This window comes from Streptomyces sp. NPDC012835 (assembly GCF_042900885.1).
Classification (GTDB): Bacteria; Actinomycetota; Actinomycetes; order Streptomycetales; family Streptomycetaceae; genus Streptomyces.
In genome coordinates, this window is the sequence record NZ_JBIBBW010000006.1 from 198155 (window position 1) to 221491 (window position 23337).

The 23337-nt window shown below is 72.4% G+C and carries 19 protein-coding genes; 10 read left to right on the plus strand and 9 right to left on the minus strand.

Going from position 1 to position 23337, the window contains the following annotated elements; all coding sequences use genetic code 11:
• Positions 1 to 227 precede the first annotated feature (227 nt).
• The 3 genes from ACFY6S_RS24390 to ACFY6S_RS24400 form a co-directional block, all read right to left on the minus strand.
• Positions 228 to 1511, minus strand: coding sequence for an ATP-binding protein (locus tag ACFY6S_RS24390; RefSeq protein ID WP_388815077.1), 1284 nt, complete (start codon positions 1509 to 1511; stop codon positions 228 to 230).
• Entirely contained in the window at positions 1508 to 2245 is a 738-nt protein-coding gene (locus tag ACFY6S_RS24395) for a response regulator transcription factor (RefSeq protein ID WP_388815076.1), read from the minus strand. The genes ACFY6S_RS24390 and ACFY6S_RS24395 overlap by 4 nt, the downstream gene beginning before the upstream one ends.
• Before the next feature lie 103 nt (positions 2246 to 2348).
• Positions 2349 to 3077: a spermidine synthase gene (locus tag ACFY6S_RS24400; protein WP_388815074.1), complete on the minus strand. Its 729-nt coding sequence runs from the start codon at positions 3075 to 3077 to the stop codon at positions 2349 to 2351.
• Positions 3078 to 3555: 478 nt separating this feature from the next.
• On the opposite strand from ACFY6S_RS24400, the gene ACFY6S_RS24405 reads away from it, so the two are divergent.
• The 3 genes from ACFY6S_RS24405 (at position 3556) to ACFY6S_RS24415 (ending at position 9548) form a co-directional block, all read left to right on the plus strand.
• Positions 3556 to 4608 (plus strand): sodium:calcium antiporter, encoded by a 1053-nt coding sequence (locus tag ACFY6S_RS24405; RefSeq protein WP_388817856.1) that lies wholly within the window; start codon positions 3556 to 3558, stop codon positions 4606 to 4608.
• 201 nt (positions 4609 to 4809) lie between these two features.
• The gene (lon, locus tag ACFY6S_RS24410) at positions 4810 to 7245 is read left to right on the plus strand and encodes an endopeptidase La (RefSeq protein ID WP_388815073.1); all 2436 of its coding nucleotides are present in this window, start codon (positions 4810 to 4812) and stop codon (positions 7243 to 7245) included.
• A 206-nt stretch (positions 7246 to 7451) separates the two neighbouring features.
• Positions 7452 to 9548: a CDP-glycerol glycerophosphotransferase family protein gene (locus tag ACFY6S_RS24415; protein ID WP_388815071.1), complete on the plus strand. Its 2097-nt coding sequence runs from the start codon at positions 7452 to 7454 to the stop codon at positions 9546 to 9548.
• 61 nt (positions 9549 to 9609) lie between these two features.
• Here ACFY6S_RS24415 and ACFY6S_RS24420 read toward each other — a convergent pair whose 3' ends face one another.
• Positions 9610 to 10617: a GH25 family lysozyme gene (locus tag ACFY6S_RS24420; protein ID WP_388815069.1), complete on the minus strand. Its 1008-nt coding sequence runs from the start codon at positions 10615 to 10617 to the stop codon at positions 9610 to 9612.
• A gap of 289 nt (positions 10618 to 10906) precedes the next feature.
• On the opposite strand from ACFY6S_RS24420, the gene ACFY6S_RS24425 reads away from it, so the two are divergent.
• Positions 10907 to 11401: a MarR family winged helix-turn-helix transcriptional regulator gene (locus ACFY6S_RS24425; RefSeq protein ID WP_388815067.1), complete on the plus strand. Its 495-nt coding sequence runs from the start codon at positions 10907 to 10909 to the stop codon at positions 11399 to 11401.
• Positions 11402 to 11469: 68 nt separating this feature from the next.
• Here ACFY6S_RS24425 and ACFY6S_RS24430 read toward each other — a convergent pair whose 3' ends face one another.
• The gene (locus ACFY6S_RS24430) at positions 11470 to 12252 is read right to left on the minus strand and encodes a protein phosphatase 2C domain-containing protein (protein WP_388815065.1); all 783 of its coding nucleotides are present in this window, start codon (positions 12250 to 12252) and stop codon (positions 11470 to 11472) included.
• A 428-nt stretch (positions 12253 to 12680) separates the two neighbouring features.
• Between ACFY6S_RS24430 and ACFY6S_RS24435 the strand changes: the two genes are divergently transcribed.
• From ACFY6S_RS24435 to ACFY6S_RS24455, 5 genes are all read left to right on the plus strand, one after another.
• Complete coding sequence (locus ACFY6S_RS24435) at positions 12681 to 15866, plus strand: nitrate- and nitrite sensing domain-containing protein (RefSeq protein WP_388815063.1); 3186 nt, start codon at positions 12681 to 12683, stop codon at positions 15864 to 15866.
• Positions 15863 to 16351: a roadblock/LC7 domain-containing protein gene (locus ACFY6S_RS24440; RefSeq protein ID WP_388815061.1), complete on the plus strand. Its 489-nt coding sequence runs from the start codon at positions 15863 to 15865 to the stop codon at positions 16349 to 16351. The genes ACFY6S_RS24435 and ACFY6S_RS24440 overlap by 4 nt, the downstream gene beginning before the upstream one ends.
• On the plus strand, positions 16348 to 16761 hold the full coding sequence (locus ACFY6S_RS24445; protein WP_388815059.1) for a DUF742 domain-containing protein: 414 nt from the start codon (positions 16348 to 16350) through the stop codon (positions 16759 to 16761). The genes ACFY6S_RS24440 and ACFY6S_RS24445 overlap by 4 nt, the downstream gene beginning before the upstream one ends.
• Entirely contained in the window at positions 16742 to 17443 is a 702-nt protein-coding gene (locus tag ACFY6S_RS24450) for an ATP/GTP-binding protein (protein ID WP_388815057.1), read from the plus strand. The genes ACFY6S_RS24445 and ACFY6S_RS24450 overlap by 20 nt, the downstream gene beginning before the upstream one ends.
• Before the next feature lie 65 nt (positions 17444 to 17508).
• Positions 17509 to 18750: a styrene monooxygenase/indole monooxygenase family protein gene (locus tag ACFY6S_RS24455; RefSeq protein ID WP_388815055.1), complete on the plus strand. Its 1242-nt coding sequence runs from the start codon at positions 17509 to 17511 to the stop codon at positions 18748 to 18750.
• Between the two features lie 59 nt (positions 18751 to 18809).
• On the opposite strand, the gene ACFY6S_RS24460 is transcribed toward ACFY6S_RS24455, so the two are convergent.
• The 3 genes from ACFY6S_RS24460 to ACFY6S_RS24470 form a co-directional block, all read right to left on the minus strand.
• A complete protein-coding gene (locus ACFY6S_RS24460; RefSeq protein WP_388815053.1) occupies positions 18810 to 20096 on the minus strand; it encodes an NlpC/P60 family protein in 1287 nt (428 codons plus the stop codon).
• Positions 20097 to 20208: 112 nt separating this feature from the next.
• Entirely contained in the window at positions 20209 to 20487 is a 279-nt protein-coding gene (locus ACFY6S_RS24465; protein WP_388815051.1) for a hypothetical protein, read from the minus strand.
• 1361 nt (positions 20488 to 21848) lie between these two features.
• A complete protein-coding gene (locus ACFY6S_RS24470; RefSeq protein ID WP_388815049.1) occupies positions 21849 to 22046 on the minus strand; it encodes a DUF397 domain-containing protein in 198 nt (65 codons plus the stop codon).
• Here ACFY6S_RS24470 and ACFY6S_RS24475 point away from each other — a divergent pair, their 5' ends adjacent.
• On the plus strand, positions 22047 to 22259 hold the full coding sequence (locus ACFY6S_RS24475) for a helix-turn-helix domain-containing protein (protein ID WP_388815047.1): 213 nt from the start codon (positions 22047 to 22049) through the stop codon (positions 22257 to 22259).
• A gap of 60 nt (positions 22260 to 22319) precedes the next feature.
• Here the strand turns inward: ACFY6S_RS24475 and ACFY6S_RS24480 are convergent, their stop codons facing one another.
• Complete coding sequence (locus tag ACFY6S_RS24480; protein ID WP_388815045.1) at positions 22320 to 23288, minus strand: diiron oxygenase; 969 nt, start codon at positions 23286 to 23288, stop codon at positions 22320 to 22322.
• Positions 23289 to 23337 lie beyond the last annotated feature (49 nt).

Below are 23337 nucleotides of genomic sequence, written 5' to 3' on the forward strand. Positions count from 1 at the left end.
GCTACGCCTACCGGGCCGACACATGCAGACCGGGCGTGCCATCGTCGTGCAAGTCACATCGGACGGCGGGTTTCAGCGTATGAATTGGCGGGAAACAAGCCAGGTTCCGCTGTGCCGGGAAGACAACTCGTCCCGGCCACGGCCGGTACACGGCCCGTAGCCCCGCCGGTCCCCGACTCCGTACCCGGAGATCGTGCGTTTTCGCTTCGAACTCTTCGAACTCTACGTCAACCGCGCGGCCGGGGTGCTCCCGGCAGCGTGACCCGGATCAGACAGCCGCGCTCCGATTCGGCCACGCCGATGTCCCCGCCGTGCAGATCGACGGCCCAGCGGGCGATCGCCAGGCCCAGCCCCGTACCGCCGTCGCTGGCGGGACCCTGCGCCGAGGGCGCCGTACCCCGGTTGAACCGCTCGAAGACCTGGTGCCGCTCCTGCTCAGGGATGCCGGGCCCCTCGTCCTGGATCTCCAGCTCCAGCGACTCGGGCTCCGGGCCGCGCCGGGCGCGCACGGTGACCCGGCCGTGCGGCGGGCTGTGCTTGACGGCGTTGTCGATGAGGTTGGCGACGACCTGGTGGAGGCGTTCGGCGTCCGCGTGCGCGGTCAGCTCGGGCGGCGAGACGTCCAGATGCAGATGGACGTCCGTACGGGTGTGACTGACCGCACCTGACACCCCCGAGACCGGCCGGCGCTGCGAGGCCGCCAGATTGGCCTCCTTGAGCACCCCGGACAGGTACGGCCACACCTCGAAACGGCCCGCCCGCAGCGGCACGACCCCGTTGTCCAGCCGGGACAGGTCGAGCAGCGTCCCGGTCAGCCGGCCGAGCCGCTCGCTCTGCCGCAGCGCCGTCAGCATCACCTCGGGATCGGCGGCCGTCACCCCGTCGACCACGTTCTCCAGCAGGGCGCGCAGGGCCGCGATGGGCGTGCGCAGCTCGTGCGACACATTGGCGATCAGCGCCTTGCGGTGCAGGTTCTCGGCCTCCAGGTCGTCGGCCATGCGGTTGATCGTCGCGGCGAGGTCGCCCAGCTCGTCGCGGCGGTCGGAGCCGCTCACCCGGCGGGTGTAGTCCCCGTGCGAGATGCTCTTGGCGACCGTGCTCATCTCGTCCAGGGGCGCGGTCAGCCCGTGCGCCACGAACTGGGTGATCAGCAGCGTGGCGATCATCGAGAAGACCGTGATGAAACGCAGCTCGGTCTCCGTGCGCAGCGCCACCAGCAGCAGGCCGGTGGTGATGAGGACGGAGATGACGACGAGGGCGCCGAGTTTGGCCTTGATGGAGAGCCGGAGCCGGGCGCCGCCCGGGTCGAGGCCCAGCAGCGCTCCGGCACGGGCCGCGAGACGCGCGCCGGAACGCGGGGCCGCCCCGGCGCGCTGACGGCGGCGGTCCTCCCAGCGCGTGGCCGCCCCGCCCCGCCCGCGCGCGGGCGGGGCGGAGCGGGGTCGCCGGTGTTCGGGCCGGTCGGGCGGGTTCTGGTCGGTCGGGAGCCGCTCGGACGCCGGCCTGGTCATGGAGCGGGCGTCTCCAGCGCGTACCCCACGCCGTGCACCGTACGGATGCGCTCCGCGCCGATCTTCCGGCGCAGCGCCTTGATGTGGCTGTCGACGGTACGGGTGCCGGAGGCGTCCGCCCAGTCCCACACCTCGGCGAGCAGCTGCTCCCTGGAGAGGACCGCGCGCGGCGTGTTCGCCAGGCAGACCAGCAGATCGAACTCGGTGGGCGTCAGATGGACGTCCTCGCCGCGCACCCGTACCCGGCGCTGCGCGTGGTCGATCTCCAGCTCGCCCAGCCGCAGGATGCCGCTGCGCGGCGTCACCGCGGCGAGCGCCGCCCGCTCCACCCGGCGCAGCAGCACATGCACCCGGGCCGCCAGCTCCCGCATGGAGAACGGCTTGGTCATGTAGTCGTCGGCCCCGACGCCGAGCCCGACCAGCATGTCGGTCTCGTCGTCCCGCGCCGTGAGCATCAGCACCGGCACCGGGCGCTGCGCCTGGACACGCCGGCAGACCTCCAGACCGTCGAAGCCCGGCAGCATGATGTCGAGGACCATCAGGTCCGGCTGCCATCCCTCGGCCGCGTCGACGGCCGCGGGGCCGTCCACCGCCGTCTGCACGAGAAAGCCCTCGGCCCGCAGCCGCGCGGCGATGGCGTCCACGATCGTCGGGTCGTCCTCGACGACGAGAATCCGGCGCTGCGCGCCGGGCGTCGCGGCGACTCCGCTGTGGCTGGTCTGTGTCTGCTCCATCGCCCGCCCCTGGTACGCGTTCCGCGATCCTTGTTCCGCGATCTGCACGAAGTATGCAGATACATGTGTCGGGAGCAGCGTAGATGCACCGGGAGCCTTACGGCTACGCAGTGCGAACGGCGAGATGGACCACGTCGGGTACGCCTCGGGCAACCGGCACCTCTTCCGCCCTTACCCCGGTGAACCCGGCATTCCGCAACGCTTCGCCGAAGGCGGGCGAGGGGTTCGCCGACCACACGGCGAGGACACCGCCCGGATTCAACCGCGCCCGGCACGCGGCGAGTCCGGCCGCCGAGTAGAGGTCCCCGTTGTCCTCGGTGACGGTCCACTCGGGCCCGTTGTCGATATCCAGACAGAGCGCGTCGTAACGGTCCGTGGTCGTCCGCAGATGCTCCACGAGATCGGTGTGCAGGATCACAGTGCGCGCGTCGGCCAGCGCCGCCCCCGAGATCTCGCCGAGCGGCCCCTCGCGGTGCCAGTCGATCACCGCCTCCTCGCGCTCCACGACCACGATCGGCCCCCACCGCGGGTCGGCGGCGGCGTGCGCGAGGGAGAAACCGACGCCGAGGCCGCCGACCAGCACGGACGGCCGCGTCCCGGTCCCGGCGCCGGGCAGGGCGTGCAGCGCGGCGTCGATCAGCAGCCGTTCGGAGCGCCCGTCCGAGGTGTCCATCAGGAAGCAGCCGTTGGCGATGATCTCCAGACGCGCGCCCCGGCGGCGCAGCACGACCTCGCCGTACGGACCGTCGCGGCGGTCCAGCGTGACGGGCCCGGCGCCGGGATCGTCGGGGTGGCCGGTCGGGGTCGGGGACGCGGACGCGGGTGCGGACATGGTGTCGGGGCCTCTCCGTCTGGTGGCTGATGTCGCTGGTGGCTGATGTCGGCGGATGCCGACGCCATCCTGGCCGCGCCGGATCGGCCGGGCCAACCCGTTTCCCGGCCGGGTCGACGGTACGGGGGCGGCCCCCGGTCCGCTCGGGCCCGTGCGCGCCCGCGGCCGGGCCGAAGCCGGCCGCCTTGAACCACGTCGCGTAGGCCGGGCCCGTGCGCGCCCGCGGCCGGGCCCGTGACGTGCGCGGCTACACTGAGCCGCTGCGAAGGGGAGTAGCCCCGCGATACCGGTCGTCGACACACTGGAGCCCTCGGGTTCCCGGTGGCCGGGCCCGCCTCCGATGAGGATGTGGGCGGGCGAGACCTTCGGCCCATTTGTCGACGACACTGAGTTCGCGTCGGCGGGGTCGAAGCTGCCGCCGCCCCTCGCGCCGGTCGTCCTCGAAGCCCCGCCGGTGTGGGAAAGCCGGACGGTTCCCGTGATCCATTTCGTACTGCTCATCGTGTGCGCGGTGGCGATCTACCTCTCCTGCGAGTGGTTCGTCAACGCCGTGGAGTGGCTGGGTGAGCGCCTCCGGGTCGGGAGGATGGCGGTCGGCACGATCCTGGCCGCCTTCGGTACCGCCCTGCCCGAATCCGTGGTGACCCTCGTCGCGGTGACCACCGGCGCCACCGACGAGGCCAAGGACATCGGCGTCGGCGCCGCGATGGGCGGACCGCTCGCCCTCGCCACCGTCGCCTACGGCGTGACCGGCACGATGCTGCTGCTCAAGCGCCGCAGGGAACGCCGAGAGGCCCTGGCCGCTGTCGGCGCGGCGCCCAGCGCCCCCGCGGGCGAGGCGCTGGGCGACGCGCGGGACATGAAACGGCTGGCCAAGGACCAGAAGTGGTTCCTGCCGATCTTCACCGTCAAGGTCGCGCTCGGCCTGGTCGCCTTCGCGTTCAAGCCCGCGCTCGGGGTGCTGTTCTTCGCCGCGTACGCGGTCTACTTCTGGCGCGAGATCCGCAGCAGCCGGGCGGCCGACGACCCGGACGACGAGGAGCGGCTGGAGCCGCTGAAGCTCCAGCCCCGGGCCGCCTCGCCGGCCACCTGGGCCGTGGTCGTCCAGACCCTGGTCACCCTCGGTGTGATCTTCTTCGCCGCGGACCTCTTCGTGAAGCAGCTGGATGTGATCGGTCCGACGCTCGGCCTGTCCACGACGGTCACCGCGCTGCTGCTCTCACCGATCGCCACCGAACTGCCCGAGATCATGAACGCGGTGATCTGGGTCCGGCAGGGCAAGACCAGGCTGGCGCTCGCCAATATCTCCGGCTCGATGATGATCCAGGCCACCGTCCCCAGCGGCATCGGGCTGATCTTCACCCGCTGGCACTTCGACGGCGCCCTCCTGTGGTCCGGGATCATCACGATGGCCGCGATCATCTATCTGCTGCTGACCATGCGCGCCCGCCGGCTGACCCCGGCCCGGCTGGCGGTGGCCGGCCTGTTCTACGTGGTGTTCGCCGCCGGACTCGTTCCCCTCCTCGGCTGATCCGTCCCGGCCCGCCCAGGAGGGATGACGCCGCCACCCCCGAGCGTTGACCGGGACGGCGGGCGCGGCGGGGGGCCCGTACCCCGCCCGCCGCTGATCGCTCAGAGCGAACGCGACCGGGGGAACATCCGGAGGCTCATAAGCATTGAGTCGGTATAGCTCAACTTGCTTGATGCCGATTGCTTTGCCGAAGGGGAGACCATGGCTGTCACGTCCACATCGCTCACGCTTCCCGTGCTGCCGCTCGACGACGAGGTCGTCCTGCCCGGCATGGTGGTGCCCCTCGACCTGTCCGACGCCGAGGTCCGCGCCGCCGTGGAGGCCGCGCAGGCCGCCGTGCGCGGCCACGGGGACGGCGGCGAGGCCGGTGCGCGCAAGCCCGAGGTGCTGCTCGTGCCGCGGATCGACGGGACCTACGCCGCCACCGGCGTGCTGGGCACCGTCGAGCAGGTCGGCCGGCTCTCCGACGGCGACCCCGGCGCGCTGATCCGCGGGCGGCGCAGGGTCCGGATCGGTGCCGGTACGAGCGGGCCCGGCGCGGCCCTCTGGGTGGAGGGCACCGGCGTCGACGAAGTCACGCCCGAGCCGCTGCCCGGCTCCGTCACCGAGCTGGTCAAGGAGTACAAGGCGCTCGCCACCGACTGGCTGAAGAAGCGCGGCGCCTGGCAGGTGGTCGACCGGGTGCAGCAGATGGACGACGTCTCCGCGCTCGCGGACAACTCCGGGTACTCACCGTTCCTCTCCACCGCCCAGAAGGCCGAGCTGCTGGAGACGGCCGACCCGGTCGCCCGCCTCAAGCTCGCCACCGACCAGCTGCGCGAGCACCTCGCCGAGCAGGACGTCGCCGAGTCCATCGCCAAGGACGTCCAGGAGGGCGTCGACAAGCAGCAGCGCGAATTCCTGCTGCGGCGCCAGCTCGACGCCGTGCGCAAGGAGCTGCGCGAGCTGAACGGGGAGGGCGAGGAGGACGAGTCCGCCGACTACCGCACCCGCGTCGAAGCCGCCGACCTGCCGGGGAAGGTGCGCGAGGCCGCCCTCAAGGAGGTCGACAAGCTGGAGCGCTCGTCCGACCAGAGCCCCGAGGGCTCCTGGATCCGCACCTGGCTGGACACCGTCCTCGAACTGCCGTGGAACGAGCGGACCGAGGACCGGTACGACATCAGCGGCGCGCGCGCCGTCCTGGACGCCGAGCACTCGGGACTGGAGGACGTGAAGGAGCGCATCACCGAGTATCTGGCGGTGCGCAAGCGCCGGGCCGAGCGTGGCCTCGGCGTGGTCGGCGGCAGGCGCGGCGGCGCCGTGCTCGCCCTCGTCGGTCCGCCCGGCGTCGGGAAGACCTCGCTGGGCGAGAGCGTCGCGCACGCCATGGGCCGCGAGTTCGTCCGGGTCGCGCTCGGCGGCGTACGGGACGAGGCGGAGATCCGCGGCCACCGGCGTACGTACGTCGGCGCGCTGCCGGGCCGTATCGTCCGGGCGATCAAGGAGGCCGGCTCGATGAACCCGGTCGTCCTGCTCGACGAGATCGACAAGGTCGGCTCCGACTTCCGGGGCGACCCGGCCGCCGCGCTGCTCGAAGTCCTCGACCCGGCACAGAACCACACCTTCCGCGATCATTATCTGGAGGTGGAACTCGACCTGTCCGACGTGGTGTTCCTCGCCACCGCCAATGTGCTGGAATCCATCCCCGAGGCGCTCCTCGACCGGATGGAGCTGGTCCGGCTGGACGGCTACACCGAGGACGAGAAGGTCGTCATCGCCCGGGACCACCTGCTGCCCCGGCAGCTGGAGCGCGCGGGCCTGGAGCCCGGCGAGGTCACCCTGGCGGACGACGCCCTGCGCAAGCTCGCCGGCGAGTACACCCGCGAGGCGGGCGTACGGAACCTGGAGCGGTCCGTCGCCCGGCTGCTGCGCAAGGTCGCGGCCGAGCACGAACTCGGCCGGCGGGAGCTGCCGTTCACCCTCGGCGCCGACGACCTGCGCGGGCTGATCGGCCGGCCGCACCACGTGCCGGAGTCCGCACAGGACCCGGCCGAGCGGCGCACGGCGGTGCCGGGCGTGGCCACCGGCCTCGCGGTCACCGGCGCGGGCGGCGACGTCCTCTACGTGGAGGCGTCCCTCGCCGACGCCGAGACGGGTGGTTCCGGACTCACCCTGACCGGACAGCTCGGTGACGTCATGAAGGAGTCGGCGCGGATCGCGCTCTCGTTCCTGCGCTCGCGCGGCGCCGAGCTGGAACTCCCGGTCGCCGACCTCAAGGAACGGGGCATCCACATCCACTTCCCGGCGGGCGCGGTCCCGAAGGACGGTCCGAGCGCCGGCATCACCATGACGACGGCGCTGGCCTCCCTGCTCAGCGGCAGGCTGGTCCGTACGGATGTGGCCATGACCGGCGAGGTCTCCCTCACCGGACGGGTCCTGCCCATCGGCGGCCTGAAGCAGAAGCTGCTGGCCGCGCACCGGGCCGGGGTGACCACCGTGGTCATCCCCAAGCGCAACGAACCCGACCTGGACGACGTCCCGGCCGAGGTGCTGGCCGGGCTCGACGTGCACGCCGTCACCGATGTACGGCAGGTGCTGGAGCTGGCACTCGCCCCGGCCACCGCCGCCGAGGCGCCGGAGGTTCCGGCGGCGGCGTGACGGACGCCGCCGGAGCGCGGCCGGAGAGACGGTCACAGGGGCCGTGGGTCACACCCACGGCCCCTGTGACCTTTTCGCGCGCGGAGGTGAATCGTAGGTGAATATTTCATGTGTGAACGTGTACAACCCTCACCCCGTGTTCCGAGTCGAACAGGTGAATCGCGGCCTTGTGGCCGTCCGCACCTGTCGTCCCATGGGGGAACGTCTTGCCTGACCTCATCCGTCGGTTGTCGGGAACGCTGCGCGTGCGCGCGGCGACCGACCTGATCCTCGTGCTCCTGTTCGGGGCGTCATTCTTCGCGCTGCCCGTCTTCGCACTGCTGCCGTCGGTCTGGGGCTTCGTCGCCGCCTCCGCCCTGACGTACCTGCTGGACGAGCTGCTGCACTCCCGGGCACCGAGGTTCGTGCGCCGACTGGCCACGCTCCAGCTCGACCGCACCCTGCGCTTCGCGGTCCGCTCGGTCCTGCTGCTGGCCCTGGCCGCCCGCAGCGGCGCGCCCGAGACGCTGATCGTCACCGCGGTGGCCGTCCTCGCCACCCATCTCGTGCTGGTCGCCCTCTACATGGCGCTGCGCCACGCCGTCCGGTCCCACCGGACGCTCCCCCTGGTGGTACGCAACCTCGACATGAGCGCGCTCGGCATCCCCGCGGAGCCGCCCACGCTGCTCTACCGGCGCGCCCTGCGCAAGCTGCTCCACCTCGACCTGCCCGCGCACCTGGGGCTGCTCGCCGCGGTGACGACCGGCACGTGGTCCTCGGGCGACAACTGGGCCCCCGCGTACGCCGGTCTCGCCCTCACCGGCGCCCTCGCGGTGCTCGCGGTGCTGGCCCTGGCCTGGCAGTACCGGCGGGCCCGCCGGATGCCGTCGCGCGAGCAGGTGTTCGCCGAGGTCAACCGCCAGCTGGCCGCCCACCGGCCGCAGGTCGCCCTGTACTTCAGCTTCGCCGCGGTCTCCCGTGACTTCATGTACCAGGTCAACATGTGGATCGAGACCCTGGAGCGGCTCGACCTGCGCCCGGTCATCCTGCTGCGCGAGCGGCCCTCGTTCCGCTACCTGGCCCGCACCCGGCTCCCCGTGGTCTGCGTCCCCAAGGCCGACGACCTGGCCGAACTGGAACTGTCCGACGTCCGCGTGGTCCTCTACCCCGGCAACGCCGGCAAGAACGTGCACATGCTGCGGGTGGCCGAGGCCAAGCACGTCTTCATCGGCCACGGCGACAGCGACAAGCTCGCCAGCAGCAACCGGGTCAGCAAGGTGTACGACGAGATCTGGGTGGCGGGCCGCGCCGGGCGCGACCGCTACCAGCGGGTCCGGCACGCCATCAGCGACAGCGCCATCGTGGAGGTGGGCCGGCCGCAGCTGGCGCCGATCCGCCCGCACGCCGAGCGCGTCCCCGGCCGGCGCCCGGTCGTCCTGTACGCGCCCACCTGGGAGGGCTGGAGCGACGACGACTGCCACACGTCCCTGATCCCGATGGGCCCGACCCTCGTCAAGGGACTGCTGGAGCAGGACGTACGCGTCCTCTACAAGCCGCACCCGCTCACCGGGAAGCGCTCGGCTGAGGCGGCGGAGGCGGACCGCGTCGTCCGGGAACTGCTCCAGGAGGACAACGAACGCCGCGCGGCGGCCGGCGCCCGCGCCGCCATGTCGGCGGCCGAGCCGCTGCTGCGGGACATCCGGGAGCAGATGGACGCGCTGTCCGGGAAGCAGGAGGGCGACGACGCCCGGCGGATGCGGGAGGCGCGGGTGCCCGGCGACACCGGCGGGGACGCGTGGCAGGAGCTGCACGACGCGTGGCACCGGGAGTTCTGGGCGAGCCGGCAGGACGCCGGGCACCAGGTGATCACGGGCCGGATGCCGACGCTGTACAGCTGCTTCAACGAGGCGGACATGCTGGTCAGCGATGTCTCCTCGGTGGTCGCCGACTTCGTGGCCAGCCTCAAGCCGTATGTCCTGACCAACGCCCACGACCTCCCCGACGACGAGTTCCGGGCCGCCTACACCACGGCGGGCGGGGCCTACCTGCTGGACCGGGACTGCACCCGGCTGCCGGAGATCCTGCGGTCGGTGCGCGAGCCGCGCCACGACCCGATGGCCCCGGACCGCCAGATCCTCAAGGAGTACGTGCTCGGGACCGACCGGCCCAGCTCCATGGAGCGGTTCAACACGGCCGTGCGGGCGCTGGCCGCGAAGGCCGATGCGGAGCGGGCCGAGGACGCCGCGGCGGCGGCGCTGGCCGCCCTTCCCGCGCAGCGCGTGGCGCCGCCAGCGGTCGAGCCGCTGGAGGTCCACGCGGGCTGAACGAGGGCCCGGACGGCGCGTACGAGCGCCGTCCGGGCCGGTATCGGCGAGACGGGCGGTATCAGCCGTTCGCCAGCGCGAGGACCCGGTCCAGGGCGCCGTTGAACCGGTCGTGGTCACCGACGAGTGGCCCGGTCGAGGTGTACTGCCAGATCGTCTGGAAGTCCCAGCCCGCCGGCAGTTCGCCGACCGTCGTGTCGTAGCGGGCGATCCAGAGCGGGTTGGTCGCGCCGAAGCCCGTGTAGTTGCCGGTGCAGTCCTTCCACCAGCTGGTCGCGGTGTAGATCACGGCATCGCGGCCGGTACGGGACCTGTACGTGCCGAGGAAGTCCCGGATCCACTGCACCATCTGGGCCTGCGTCTTGCCGTAGCAGGACGCGCCGTACGGGTTCCACTCGATGTCCAGCACCCCCGGCAGGGTTTTGCCGTCCCGCGACCAGCCGCCGCCGCCGTCGACGAAGTAGTTGGCCTGGCTGGTGCCGCTGGAGTCGTTCGGGGTCGCGAAGTGATAGGCGCCCCGGATCATGCCGATGTTGTAGGCGCCGTTGTACTGCTGCGCGAAGTAGGGGTTCTTGTAGGAGGTCCCCTCGGTGGCCTTGTTGTACGACCACTTCACCCCGCTGCTCCACAGGGCCGCCCAGTCGACGTTGCCCTGGTGGCTGGAGACGTCCACGCCTTCCGTCTGCGCGACGCGCTCGGAGCGGGGCGTACCCCCCTGGCCGTCGTGTTCGATGACGCCCATGCCCATGTGGGCGGTGCCGCGTGCGGGGGTACCGGCAGGCAGGTCGATGTCGGCGGGGGTGCCTTTGACGGGGTCGGGGTCGGCGGGGGCGCCGGGCACCGGGTCCGGGTCGGCGGGGAGGCCGGCGGTCGGGTCCGGGTCGGCGGGGAGGCCGGCGGTCGGGTCCGGGTCGGCGGGGGCGCCGACCGTGGGGTCCGGGTCGGCGGGAGTGTCGGACGCGCTCGCGGCTCCCGGGTGGGTGAGCAGCAGCGCGAGGGTGGCGGAGAGAGCGGTGGCCGCCGCGACGAGCGGGCGGCGGCGGTACGGTCCGGATCTGTGCGCGGGCATTGGCGTGCCTCCGAAGACCTCGGTGGGGGGAACTCATGACGTGCCCCGCGGGTGTGTCCGGCGTGTTGGCCGTGCAGGGGATGACCGGGGGGCCCGCGAGGGGGAGCGTGGGGCGGGAGCCGGGCAGGAGTGGGGATACGAAAGAGCTGCCCACACCGACGCTACGCACGTAGACCCGCACCAGGGAAGAGAGCCACGCTGCCGCCGTTGGTATAAACCTGCGAAATACTGACCGAGCTGCGGCAATGGCCGCCTGCGAAAGAAACTTTCAGGAGCGGGAAAGCGCGCGATGGGTGCTGACGTGCACAGGAGCGGTACGACGAATGACTCCGAGCCGAACCGGGGAAGTGGTGTGGACCACGAGTTCCTGGCCCTGGAACGGGAACTGGCGGTCTTTCTGCGCCGCGCCCGCGCCAATTCCGGCGAGATGGCCCGCGAGGTCCATCCCGAGCTGGAACCCGCCGCGTACGGACTGCTCGTACGGCTGGAGGAGAGCGGTTCCCAGCGGGCCACCGAACTGGCCGCCTACTTCGGCGTCGGCAAGGCGACGATGAGCCGTCAGCTGCGCGCGCTGGAGGAGCTGGGGCTGCTGGTCCGCGAGCCGGACCCCGCCGACGGCCGCGCCTCTCTCGTCCGCATCACCGACGAAGGCCGGGCCCGCTTCCGCCGGGTGCGTGACGCGCGCCGCGAGCGGTACGTACGGAGGATGGCCGACTGGGACCGCGCCGAGATCGCGGAACTGGCCCGGCTGCTGCGGCAGCTCAACGTCACCGCCGAGAGCTGACGGGGCGACAGCGGGGCCGACCGCGGCGCCCGTTCCGCGCAGGGCCGCTCATCGCTCCCCGTACGGCCTCACAGCTCCACGTAGGTCACCGTCGCGTCGTCCCTGGCCTTCCCCCGGGGGAAGGCCACGCCGTCCGGATCAGCCGACTCCGCCGCCCGCACCCGGTCGATCAGCTCCCGCGCGCCGTTCTTCCGTACCAGCGCCGGGCAGTCGGCCCAGCCGCCCTCCCGGAAGACCTCCACCCAGCGGGTCGCGCCGTCCGTCATGGCCAGCAGGGAGCGGACCCGCGCGGTGGGCGTGCGGCCCGTCACGGCCCGCGCGGCGACGGACGGGTCCGCCGCCGCGGTGAAGAAGCCGCCCTTCGCGTTGCGCAGCGCGTCCGTCGCGGCGACCGAGCGCAGCACCTCGCGCGGGACGCGGTCGAGCCGGTCGTCGAGGACCGCCCGTACCTCCCCTTCGGGGGACTCCAGCAGCAGCGTGGAGTCGGAGAGCACCAGATGCTCCACCTCGTCCGCGTCCCAGCGCGCCAGGACGACCGTGGCCTGGGGTGTGCGTACGTGAGAAAGGTCACATGTGTCGCGATGGGCGTCCGCCGTCCGCGAGATCGACACCGCCAGGACATCGGCCAGAGTCATATCCCGTCGTGAACCGGACAGTTCCGCGAGCGCCCCGCCCAGTCTCGTCGTGAACCAGGGCACACCGTGCGCACATCCGTCGTCACCCGCCGGCGGGGTCACCCCGTCCAGGGCCACCAGAACTCCGCCCGTGCCGCCTGCGGGGACGGCCACGGAGGTCCAGTCCTCATTGGGGCGGGAAGGGCTGCCGGGGACGGTGGTGAGTTCGATGCGCATAGGGCTCAGTGTGCCCGAACGGCCAACCGTCGACATGGCTCCTTCACCGAGCCTCCATACCGTGTCATCCTGCCGTACGCCCAGGTCAACCGCTGTCATTCGGTCAGAATCCCGCCGGGGGACGGCCGGAGCGCAACCGTGCGCGAACGGCCGTCCACGGCGCCCGGGAGCTGCGGGCGGGCATCTTCCCAAAGGCCGACCCGAAGGTCCACCTGGCACGCCATGTTCAAGCTCCGGGCCATGAGGGAAGAGTTGTTCGTCAACTCCTTCGTGATGTTCACTCGTTCAAGTGGCGGGACGGCCGATGTGCGCCTCTCTCCAGGAAGCGCTGGAATGGTCGAACGCCGTACCAGGGGTGGGGGTTCTCTCGTTAGTGACCGGTTGTCACCTCTGCTTCATGGGCGGACGAGTCAAGAATGTGAGCACCGGTGCAGAAGAAGCGGCCTCGGGGCAATGGCGGCACACAGAGCGGATCCCCGGGTGAGGCCGGTGAAGCGGTGAAGACGCCGGCCGGCTCCGGCGGCGCCGTCGTGCCAGGGGAAGGCACGGCCCGCCCCGACAAGGGCACGACGCCCCCCGAGGAAGGCAGAGGACGCCGGGCCCGGGTACGCAACCGGCTCGTCCTGGGAGTCGCCCTGGTCGGCGTCACCGTCGTCGCGGCCGGATCCCCCGCGATCCTGCGCGCCTCCGAGGACCTCAACGACGCCCAGAACCTGGCCAACCTCGCCGCACTCGACCAGCAGGCGATCACCCTCTCCCAGTCCCTCGCGGACGAGCGCGACGAGGTCGTCGTCCACATCGCTGCGGGCCGCGACGAGCAGCCCGCCGACGAGGGCTCCGCAGGCGGCGGCGGAGGGAAGGGCGGCAAGGGCAGGTACGAGATCACCAAGACCCGCAGCGCCCGCGTGGACCGGCAGATCGAGGAGATCCGCGCCGGTTCCACCGCCTCCGCCGGTCTGCTGCGCGACCTCGCCACCGTCCCCTCCATCCGCCGTACCGCCCTCACCGGCAAGGGCTCAGCGCTGGAGGCGTACCGCGCGTACTCCGAGGTCATCGCCAAGCTCCAGGCCCTCGCCGACCAGCTCGCCGAGCGGACCCCGGCCGAGGCCGCCGACAGCACCCGCGCGCCCGCGGCGCTCGGCCGCGCCGTCGAGCAGGCGTCCGCCACCCGGGGCCTGCTGCTCGCCGCGCTCGCCGTACCGAAGCCCAGCGACGCGGGGCCGGCGTACGACCCGATCACGGGCCTGCCCGTCGAGTCGGGGGCCGACGCCGACAGCAAGAAGTACGAGCAGCTCCGCGACGAACTCAGCGCCGAGGCCCAGAAGTCCCGGGTCCGCGAACTCGCGGCCCTCGCCGACTTCGACCAGAGCGCGAACGCCGCCGCCCGCGAGTCCCTCACCGCGACCGTCACCGGCCCCGAGGTCAAGACCGCCGAGGCGTATCTGACCCGGCTCACCGACCGGCCCGAGCTGTCCGACTCCGACCGCGAGGCCGACCCGGAGAAAGTCGAGTCCGCGCTCTCCTCCCGGATCGACCAGATGCGCGGCGTCCAGTCCGGCCTCGGCTCCAGCCAGGTCGAGCGCCTGGAGAAGCTGCGCGACGACGAGGTCACCGCCCTCGAACTGAGCCTCGCCCTGCTCGGCGGCTGCCTGGTGATCGCCGTCGGCGTCTCCACCGCCGTCGCCCGGACGCTCACCCGGCCGCTCGCCGTCGTACGCATCGGCGCCGCCAGGATCGCCACGGCCCCCGCGACCGAGGAGCCGCTCCGCTTCACCGGCCGCAACGACGAATTCGCCCAGGTCGTACGCTCCGTCAACCAGCTGCACGGCCAGTTGCTCGACCTCTCCTCCCGCGCCGAGGAACTGTCCGGCGACCGCACCGACCTGATCGGCGCACGCGAGAAGGTCGCCTCCCAGCGCGCCGAACTCCAGGAACGCACGGGCGAACTCGCCGCCCAGCTCCAGCGGCTGCGGCACACCGTCCACCACACCTTCGTCAACCTCTCCCTGCGCAACCTCGGTCTCGTGGAGCGTCAGCTCGGCGTCATCGAAGGTCTGGAGGACCGCGAGCAGGACCCGGAGCGGCTCGCCACCCTCTTCAAGCTCGACCACCTGGCCACGGTGATGCGCCGGCACAGCGAGAACCTGCTGGTGCTCGCCGGCCACGAGCACGGCCACGGCTCCACCGGCCCCGTGCCGCTGGTGGACGTGCTGCGCGCGGCGGTCAGCGAGATCGAGCGGTACGAGCGGGTCACCATCCAGTCCCTGCCCGCCCACGCCCAGGTGGCGGGCTTCGCCGCCGACGACCTCAGCCATCTCGTCGCCGAGCTGCTGGAGAACGCCACGGCGTTCTCGCCGCCGGACGCCGAGGTGCAGCTCTCCGGCTGGACGCTGGAGAGCGGCGAGGTGGTGCTCTCCGTACAGGACCAGGGCATCGGCATGTCCGCCGAGCGGCTCGCCCAGCTCAACGCGCGGCTCGCCGAACCGGAGGGCGCCGAGACGTACGACAAGCTGCCGCGCGACGCCGGGGCGCGGGCGTACGGCGCCGGTACGGGCGGCGCCGCCGGTCCCGGTGCCGTGGACGGCGAGGGGCTCGGGCTGCGGGTCGCCGCGCTGCTCGCCGCGCGCCACGGCGTGGAGGTCGAGCTGCGGGAACACCAGCAGGGCGGGGTGGCGGCCGTCGTCGTCCTGCCGTCCGCGCTGCTCCCCACGGCCACACCGCCCGCCGTACCGCACCAGACCCGGCCGGCGGGGGCCGCGCCCGCCATCACCCTGCCGGGGTCGGCGGCGGAGGCCAACTCCAACGCGCTGCCCGGACGTCCGGACGTCGACCCGATGGTGGTCGCCGCCGAGGCCGCGATCCTCAAGGCCGAGACCGAGGCGGAAGCCGCGCGGGCGGAGGCGGCGCCGGCCCCGGCGGCCGGGCCCGCCGGGGCCGAGCCGGACCGGCACGACCGGGCCGACGACGGAGCGCCGGAGACCACCGGCACCGACCAGGACACCTTCGTGATGCGGCTCCCCGCCGAGCCCGCCGGGACGGCCGAGGCCGTGAGCCCCGCCGCGTCCCCCGACCCCGCTGAGCCGCTCGCGGCGGCCCGGCCCGCGCCGGCGGCCGAGCCCGCCGAGCCCGCCGAAGCCGCCGAGTCCCCCGCCGGGGAACGCGTCACCGACAAGGGTCTTCCCAAGCGCACCCCCAGAATCCTCAAGCCCACCGAGGCGCCCACCGGGCGCACCGGCAGCGTCGACGCGGAAGCCCTGCGCCGCCGGCTCGGCGGCTTCCACCAGGGAGCCATCGAGGGCCGCCGCGATGTCGAGGCCGAGCTGACCGAGCGCGAGGAACACGCCGTACGCGAGGAACACGAAGCGGGCGACGTACGCGACGAGCACGACAGACGCGACGAAGACAGCAGACGCGACGAGCACGGCAGAGGCGGAGCACGCGACAGACACGCAAAGCAGGACGGAACCGCTGCCCCGGACCCGCGCGATCAGCGCGATCAGCGGGAAGGCGAGCAGCGGGAGAACACCGACCCTCCGGGGCGGACGGCACCCCCGCGCCGGTCGGAACCGGAGACCGGAGAGACGGGGGACACAGTGGAGGAGGCACGCAGTTGACTGCGACCGGCACATTCGGACTGAGCAGCGAAGCCCGTAACCTGCACTGGCTGTTGAGCAACCTCGTCGAGGAGGTGCCAGGAGTCCACGCGGTGGCCGTCGTCTCGTCGGACGGACTCCTGCTGCTCTCCTCCGACCCGGAGCGGAACGCCGAGGCCGCCGAGCCCGCCACCGCCCCCAGGGAAGGCCCGCGCGGTGCGGGCGCCGACCTCGCGGCCATCGTCTCGGGCATCGGCAGCCTCGCCCGCGGCGCGTCCAAGCTGATCGACGGCGGCGCGGTCAAGCAGACCATGGTCGCCATGGACGACGGCAGCGTCTTCGTCATGTCGATCAGCGACGGCTCGCTCCTCGGCGTGCACGCCACGGCGGACTGTGACATGAGCGTGGTCGCCTACCACATGGCCCTCTTCGTCGGCCGCGCCGGACATCTGCTCACCCCCGAACTGCGCGACGAGTTGCGCACCTCGATGGAGAGCCCGCGGTGACGCCGGCCGTCGAGCCGGCCCGCAGGCTCCCCCTACGGGGCGCGGACCGCAGACCCGCCCGGGTCCGGCCGTACTCGCTCACCGGCGGCCGTACCCGCTCCGGGCACGTCCTGCTGGTCGAGACGTTCGTCGCCGCCCTCGAAGCCGGTGAGCAGCCCAGGGAGCTGACGGACGGGGGAACCGCGCCGCGCGGCATGCCGGAGATGCGGGCCATCGTCGAGCTGTGCCGCCGCATGCGTACCGTCGCCGAGGTCTCGGCGCTGCTCAAGATGCCACTGGGTGTGGTCCGGGTGCTGCTCAGCGACCTGGCCGACCAGGGAAAGATCCGTGTGTACGGGACCGGGCACGGCACCGGCCAGCCCGACCACGCACTGTTGGAAAGGGTGCTGAGTGGACTCCGCCGTCTCTGACGTCACCGAAGCGCCGGTGACGGCCGTCCGGGCCGCGACCGGCCACCCCCCGGCCGGGGCAGGTCGCCCGGCCGGGACATGGCCCCCGGCCGAGCCCGAAGAGGAGCTGAAGCCCTGGCAGATGGACCGCACGCGGGCGCCCATCGCCACCAAGATCGTGGTCGCGGGCGGCTTCGGCGTCGGCAAGACGACCTTCGTCGGGGCCGTCTCCGAGATCCCGCCGCTCCAGACCGAGGCCATGATGACCGAGGCGAGCGAGGGCACCGACGACCTGAGCGCGACCCCCGACAAGGTCACCACGACCGTCGCGATGGACTACGGCCGGATCACGCTCGACGACGACCTCGTGCTGTACATCTTCGGCACCCCCGGCCAGCAGCGCTTCTGGTTCATGTGGGACGACCTGGTGCGCGGCGCGATCGGGGCGGTCGTCCTGGTGGACACCCGCCGGCTGCCGGACTGCTTCCCCGCACTCGACTACTTCGAGAGCTGCGGACTGCCGTACGTGGTCGCCGTCAACCACTTCGAGGGCACCCCCGCGTTCGGCCCGGAGGACGTACGGGACGCCCTGACGATCCCGCCGGAGATCCCGGTGCTGATCATGGACGCCCGGCAGAAGATCAAGGCCGTCGACTCGCTGCTCACGCTCGTGCGGCACGCCCTCGACGTCACCCCCGAGTAGAACGGGCCGGCCCCGGGCGGGCCGGCCCCGGGCCGTACCACGTACGCAAACGGAGAGCCCCGCCCATGCGGAAGATACTCATCGTCGGAGCCGGCCAGTCCGGGCTCCAGCTCGCCCTGGGGCTCCAGTCGCACGGGTACGGGGTCACCCTGATGGCGAACCGCACGGCGGACGAGATCCGGTCCGGGCGGGTGATGTCCACGCAGTGCATGTTCCGCACCGCGCTCCAGCACGAGCGCGACCTCAAGCTGGGCTTCTGGGAGTCCCAGGCGCCGCGCATAGAGGGCGTGGGCATCTCCGTCGCCGCGCCCGACTCGACCCGTGCCGTCGACTGGGTGGGCAGGCTGGACGGCTACGCCCAGTCCGTGGACCAGCGCGTCAAGATGGCCGGCTGGATGGACACGTTCGCGCAGCGCGGCGGCCGGCTGGTGATCCACGGCACGGCGGTCTCCGACCTGGACTACTTCTCCCGCACCTACGACCTGGTCCTGGTCTCGGCGGGCAAGGGCGAACTGGTCGAGATGTTCGCCCGCGACGCCACGCGCTCCCCGTACGACACCCCGCGGCGTTCCCTCGCCGTCGCGTACGTGTACGGCCTGGCCCCGCGCCCGGAGCACCCGCACTTCGACGCGATCCGCTGCAATCTGGTGCCGGGCGTGGGCGAGCTGTTCGTGATGCCGGTCCTCACCACCTCCGGCCGCGCGGACATCCTCTTCTGGGAGGGCGTGCCCGGCGGCCCCCTCGATGTCTTCCGGGGCGTCCGGGACCCCGACGAGCATCTCTCGCTCACGCTGGAACTGATGGAGCGCTTCACGCCCTGGGAGTACGCCCGCGCCACGAAGGTCGAGCTGACGGACGCGGGCGCCACCCTGTCCGGGCGGTACACGCCGACGGTGCGCGACCCGGTCGGGCGGCTGCCGGGCGGCGGGCTGGCCCTCGGTGTCGCGGATGTCGTCGTCGCCAACGACCCGGTCACCGGGCAGGGCTCCAACTCGGCCGCCAAGTGCGCCGCCGCGTATCTCACCGCCATCCTCGACCACGGCGACCGGCCCTTCGACGAGACGTGGATGCGCTCGGCATTCGACCGCTACTGGCACACGGCGCAGCACGCCACCAGATGGACGAACGCGATGCTCGCGCCCACGCCGCCCCCGCACATCCTCGGCCTGCTCGGCGCGGCGGAGAAGCTCCAGCCGGTCGCCGACCGGATCGCCAACGGCTTCGACAATCCGGGCGACTTCGGGAACTACTTCTTCGAACCGGAACGGACGGCGGCCTATCTGGCGGACGTGGCGGCGACGGCCTGAGCACCTGATCGCCTGACCGGCCGGCCGACCCGCCGGCCGACCCGCCGTCCCCGCCCTCGTCAGCCCTCCTCGTCGTTGCCTGCGTCCGAGCCGTCGCTCGCGCCCCGGGGCAGCTCGGGCGGCTCGTACGCGGCCGGGTCCAGCGCGGCGGCCTCCGGGTCCGGCCGTACGGCACCCAGCAGCGGGTTGGCCGCGATGGGGGAGACCTTGACCTGGCTGCCCGGCCGGGGCGCCTGGACCACCAGGCCGTCGCCGAGGTAGATCGCGACATGGGTGGCCTTGGGGAAGTAGACGACCAGATCGCCGGGGCGCAGCTCGCGCAGCGAGACCCGGGGGAGTTCGCTCCACTGTTCCTGGCTGGTACGCGGGATGGTGCGGCCGGCGCTCGCCCACGCGCGCGAGGTGAGCCCCGAGCAGTCGAAGGAGCCGGGGCCCACGGCGCCCCACTCGTACGGCTTGCCGATCTGCGCGACGGCGTAGGCGAGGGCGGTGGAACCGGCGGCCGAGGGAACGGCGCTCCGCACCCCGGTCGCGGGTGCGCCGGGTGCGCCCGCGGCGCCGGGTGCGCCCGCCGTACCGGTCGGGCCGAGGGCGCCGGACTCGATCAGTTCGCGCTGGGCCCTGTCCGTACCGTCCCGCTCCAGCGCGGTCACCGCCGCGATCTGCGCACCGCTGAGGGAGGCGAGCAGCTTCTCGACCTCCCGGAGCCGGGAGGTGACCATGTCGCGCTGCTTCTTCTGCTTGGTGGCCAGGGCCTGCTGCTGGTCGAGCGCGGCGCGGGCGGCTTCGGTCAGGGCGGCGGCGCGCTTCTCGCCGCCCGTCAGCCGGGTCAGCGCGGCCGCCCGGTCGCGTGCCACGCGCTCCAGCAGATAGCTCTCGTCCATGGCGCTCAGCGGGTCGCGGGCGAGCAACAGCCTTAGATAGCCGGAGAGTTCCGACTGTCCCCGGTACTGGGCGCGCGCCAGCTCCCCGGCGTCGCCGCGGCTGAGGGTGAGGGCTTTGCGTGCCCGGTCGAGGCCGGCGGTCAGCTTCTTGGTCTCGGCGCGCTGCCGGGCCAGGTCGACGGCGGTGGCGTTGTACGTCTCGGTGGCTTCCTCGGTCTGCTGGTAGAGGAGCTGGAGGCGGGAGAGGAGGGAGGAGACGCTGGTGGCTGCGGTCGCGATCTCCGGCTCGGAGGCGGGCGCGGGTGCGACGCCGGGTTCGGGTTCGGCGGCCGGCGCGGTGGCGGTCTCGGGTGGGGCGGGCTCCGCCGTGGCGTACGGAGCGAGCGGCACCCCGGCGAGGACAACCGCGGCGGTCAGCACCGCCGCCCTGGTGCAGACGGCCCGCAGCACTGTGCCTGACATGCCATCACCTCCGTGTCGCGGACTGGCGGTTCCAGCCCTACGGGATGATGCGGCGGCGGAAGGTGATCGCCCGTCTGAATAACGCACTAATGGGCGGACTGGCCCAGCGGTGTCACTCCTCCGGGCGATTCGGCTTCGACCACGGCCACCTCAGCGGCTCCCGTACCCGCCCCTCGGGCGCGTACTCGTACTTCCAGCCGCGCTGGATCCCGAGCCGCTTGCTGAACCCGGCGGGCACGCGCCGGTACGCGAACACGGTCGGCGGCCCGCCGTCCGCGTCCGGCACGGGCACCTCGTACCACTTGGGCGGATGCCCGGTGGGCCCGGTCAGCACGGGCAGCACGCGCCCGTCCAGCGGCCCGCCGACAAAAGGTGTGTCTTCGCTTCTCACGCGTCACAGTCTCGCGCAGTTCGGGAGGGGGTGCGGATGGCCGGGGTACGCGGGTGTGGCGTTTCGGTGGGCTCGCCGGTGAGCCCACCATGACACTGCGAGCGGCCATGTCCTGGTCCGGGCGGCCTGTCCGAGGAGTTCCAGGGGCTGCGGGTCAGTACCGAGAGGTAGGCGTGGTGGACGGGGCCGTTGATGGCGGGTGGGGGCCGCCCCTCTCGGTGTGAGTTTCGCGCCTCCGGACCGGGTGTAAAGGGCGCTCCTTCGTCGCGTCGGCTGCGCCGATTACGCTGCGCTCCACCCTTGACACCCGCCCCTGCGGCGCAAGTGCGGGTACTCGGGAGGGGCGGCCCGGGGGAAGGGTTCCCAGGGACGCAAGGATCGCTGCGCGGGCCGGTCCCTGGCCGCCGGGTCGGCCCGCCCTGCGGGGCGCGCGACAGTGGTGTGGGGTGGTGGCGCGTTTCGTCAAGCGTCCGTCGACCGGGTGTGTGCGGGGAATCATGCCCCGCTGGTCACTGCCGTCCCGGGGTCCCGGCGCCCAGGGGAGTCCTGGCGGCCCGGCCAGGGGGCTCGGGCTGTCGAGTGCGACATGAGAGCCATGACGAGGAGGCCGAGTGGCCATAGCGTCGATGCCGAAGAATCAAGGCCCACACTCCTGCCAAAATGCCCCATATGTCCATGTATGGGGGGTGGTTGAAGCCCCTCTCACTCAGCTCTTGCGTCCTGGAGTGCGAAGAACGCACCGCACCACACACGACCCCTCGGCGGATGCCCACTGGAGTCACGCCAACCCCAGTAACCCCACCCACCCCGCCTCAGTGACCAGCGGGGCATGAATCCCAGCCAGCGGCGGATGGTCAGCCGCCGAACCGGGGCCGGGCCGCCCCACACCACTGTCGCGCGCCCCGCAGGGCAAGCCGACCCGGCGGCCAGGGACCGGCCCGCGCAGCGATCCTTGCGTCCCTGGGAACCCTTCCCCCGGGCCGCCCCTCCCGAGTACCCGCACTTGCGCCGCAGGGGCGGGTGTCAAGGGTGGAGCGCAGCGTAATCGGCGCAGCCGACGCGACGAAGGAGCGCCCTTTACACCCGGTCCGGAGGTGCGAAACTCACACCGAGAGGGGCGGCCCCCACCCGCCATCAACGGCCCCGTCCACCACGCCTACCTCTCGGTACTGACCCGCAGAGTGGTGCGGATGGCGACCAGCGGGGCATGAATCCCGGCTAGCAGCAGACCGTCAGCCGCCGAACCGGGGCCGGGCCACCCCATGCAAAGTGTGCGCACCACCCACCGGGCAGAGTTCCGTGCCCCCTCCGCTCGCGGTGATCGGGGCGGACGCCCGGACGCTGTCCACGTACCGCCACGCTTAGGCGACGAAGTGGTCGAACTCTCCGGCTTTGACGCCTTGGATGAAGGCGTGGAGTTTGGCGGGGGTGGTGGTGACGATGAGGTTGGGGTCGTCGCTCTCGACGAGCTTGATGGTGCCGTCATCGGCGGCGGCGAGGTGGACGCAGCCGTTTCCGTCGCCGCTGTATGAGGACTTCTGCCAGTGGAAGGCGGACACGTGCCTTCCCTTGTCTCCGCCACCATCCGGCACCAGCGCCTGGAACGCGCGCGCCACGACCTGGCCGACCCCGCGCTGCGGACCGTGCCTGTCCACGGCATCGCCGCCCGCTGGGGCTTCGGCCACCCGGCCGCGTTCAGCCGTGCCTTCCGCGCCGCCTACGGCGTACCGCCCGCCGACTACCGGCACGCGGCCCACCTGAACGCGGCGTAGCCCGGGCGGCGGGAGGCCGCCGGGCCCCGGGCGGCGGGGCGAGGCGCCCCGCCCACCTCGTCAGGCGAGCAGCCCCGAAGCCCGCCAGAGCCGGCGCCCGGCGCCCTGGAGCACGCCGATGTCGTCCAGGAAGTCCGTCAGCCGCTTCGCGCCCGACTGCATCACCTCTCGCCGGTGCCCGCTGGCCTGTACCTGCGCGACGGCTTCGCGACGGTCGAGGCCGATGTCCTCGTACACCTGCGGGTTGACGAAGCAGACGGAGAAGACCTTCGCCGCCTGGCCGGAGCTGAGCCGGGTGAACTCCCGCTCCCAGCGCGGCGCGGTGACCATCTGGCGCCGCAACTCCTCCCGTGCGTACCGGACATGGCGTGACTCCTCGATGACGTGGATACGGGTCACACCGCGCACGAGCGGCTGGACGCGCTCGTCGGGGAAGGTGAGCCGCTGCATCCAGTCGAGGATCTCCTCGCCGAGGAGAGTCGCGGCGAAGGAGCCCGGAGTGGTCGAGACGGTCTTCAGGACGCGTGCGAGGTTGTGGTAGCGACTCGGCACCGGGTACGAGGATGTGCCGCCCCGCTGGATCAGCCGGGCGAACATCATCGAGTGCCGACACTCGTCCGCTATCTCCGTGAGCGCGTAACGGACGTGATTGCTGGTCACCGGCTTGTCGTAGATGTGCCGCACCAGCAGCTGCATCAGGATGATCTCGAACCAGATGCCGAGCGAGGCGAGTGACGCGGCCTCGTGCCTGGCCAGGTCCATCCGCTGTTCCTCGGACATCCTCTCCCAGAGCGGGGTGTCGTAGAGCGAGACCAGCTCCGGCGGCCAGAACCACTTCCCGTCCTCGAAGGGCGCGTCCCAGTCGAGTTCCGTGTCCGGGTCGAACGAGTGCTTGGCGGAGGATTCGAGCAGCCGGGCGGCGACCTGCTCACGGTCCCGGAGCGGACCGAGCGCGTCGCGGAGCAGCTGTATGTCGTCGGGGGTGACAGGTGTCGGCGATGTGGCTGGAGGCGGGAGCGGCGGCGTCATGGACGAGTGCACCTCATGGCTGGGTTACCGGCGGTCACTCCCTATGAGA

What these genes read in the sequence shown, in the direction of transcription:
- ACFY6S_RS24430 (WP_388815065.1), bottom strand. Translation starts at nt 12,252, where the DNA reads ATGCGCATCGAACTCACCACCGTCCCCGGCAGCCCTTCCCGCCCCAAT.
- ACFY6S_RS24395 (WP_388815076.1), bottom strand. Translation starts at nt 2,245, where the DNA reads ATGGAGCAGACACAGACCAGCCACAGCGGAGTCGCCGCGACGCCCGGC.
- ACFY6S_RS24400 (WP_388815074.1), bottom strand. Translation starts at nt 3,077, where the DNA reads ATGTCCGCACCCGCGTCCGCGTCCCCGACCCCGACCGGCCACCCCGAC.
- lon (WP_388815073.1), top strand. Translation starts at nt 4,810, where the DNA reads ATGGCTGTCACGTCCACATCGCTCACGCTTCCCGTGCTGCCGCTCGAC.
- ACFY6S_RS24420 (WP_388815069.1), bottom strand. Translation starts at nt 10,617, where the DNA reads ATGCCCGCGCACAGATCCGGACCGTACCGCCGCCGCCCGCTCGTCGCG.
- ACFY6S_RS24425 (WP_388815067.1), top strand. Translation starts at nt 10,907, where the DNA reads ATGGGTGCTGACGTGCACAGGAGCGGTACGACGAATGACTCCGAGCCG.
- ACFY6S_RS24455 (WP_388815055.1), top strand. Translation starts at nt 17,509, where the DNA reads ATGCGGAAGATACTCATCGTCGGAGCCGGCCAGTCCGGGCTCCAGCTC.
- ACFY6S_RS24480 (WP_388815045.1), bottom strand. Translation starts at nt 23,288, where the DNA reads ATGACGCCGCCGCTCCCGCCTCCAGCCACATCGCCGACACCTGTCACC.
- ACFY6S_RS24390 (WP_388815077.1), bottom strand. Translation starts at nt 1,511, where the DNA reads ATGACCAGGCCGGCGTCCGAGCGGCTCCCGACCGACCAGAACCCGCCC.
- ACFY6S_RS24460 (WP_388815053.1), bottom strand. Translation starts at nt 20,096, where the DNA reads ATGTCAGGCACAGTGCTGCGGGCCGTCTGCACCAGGGCGGCGGTGCTG.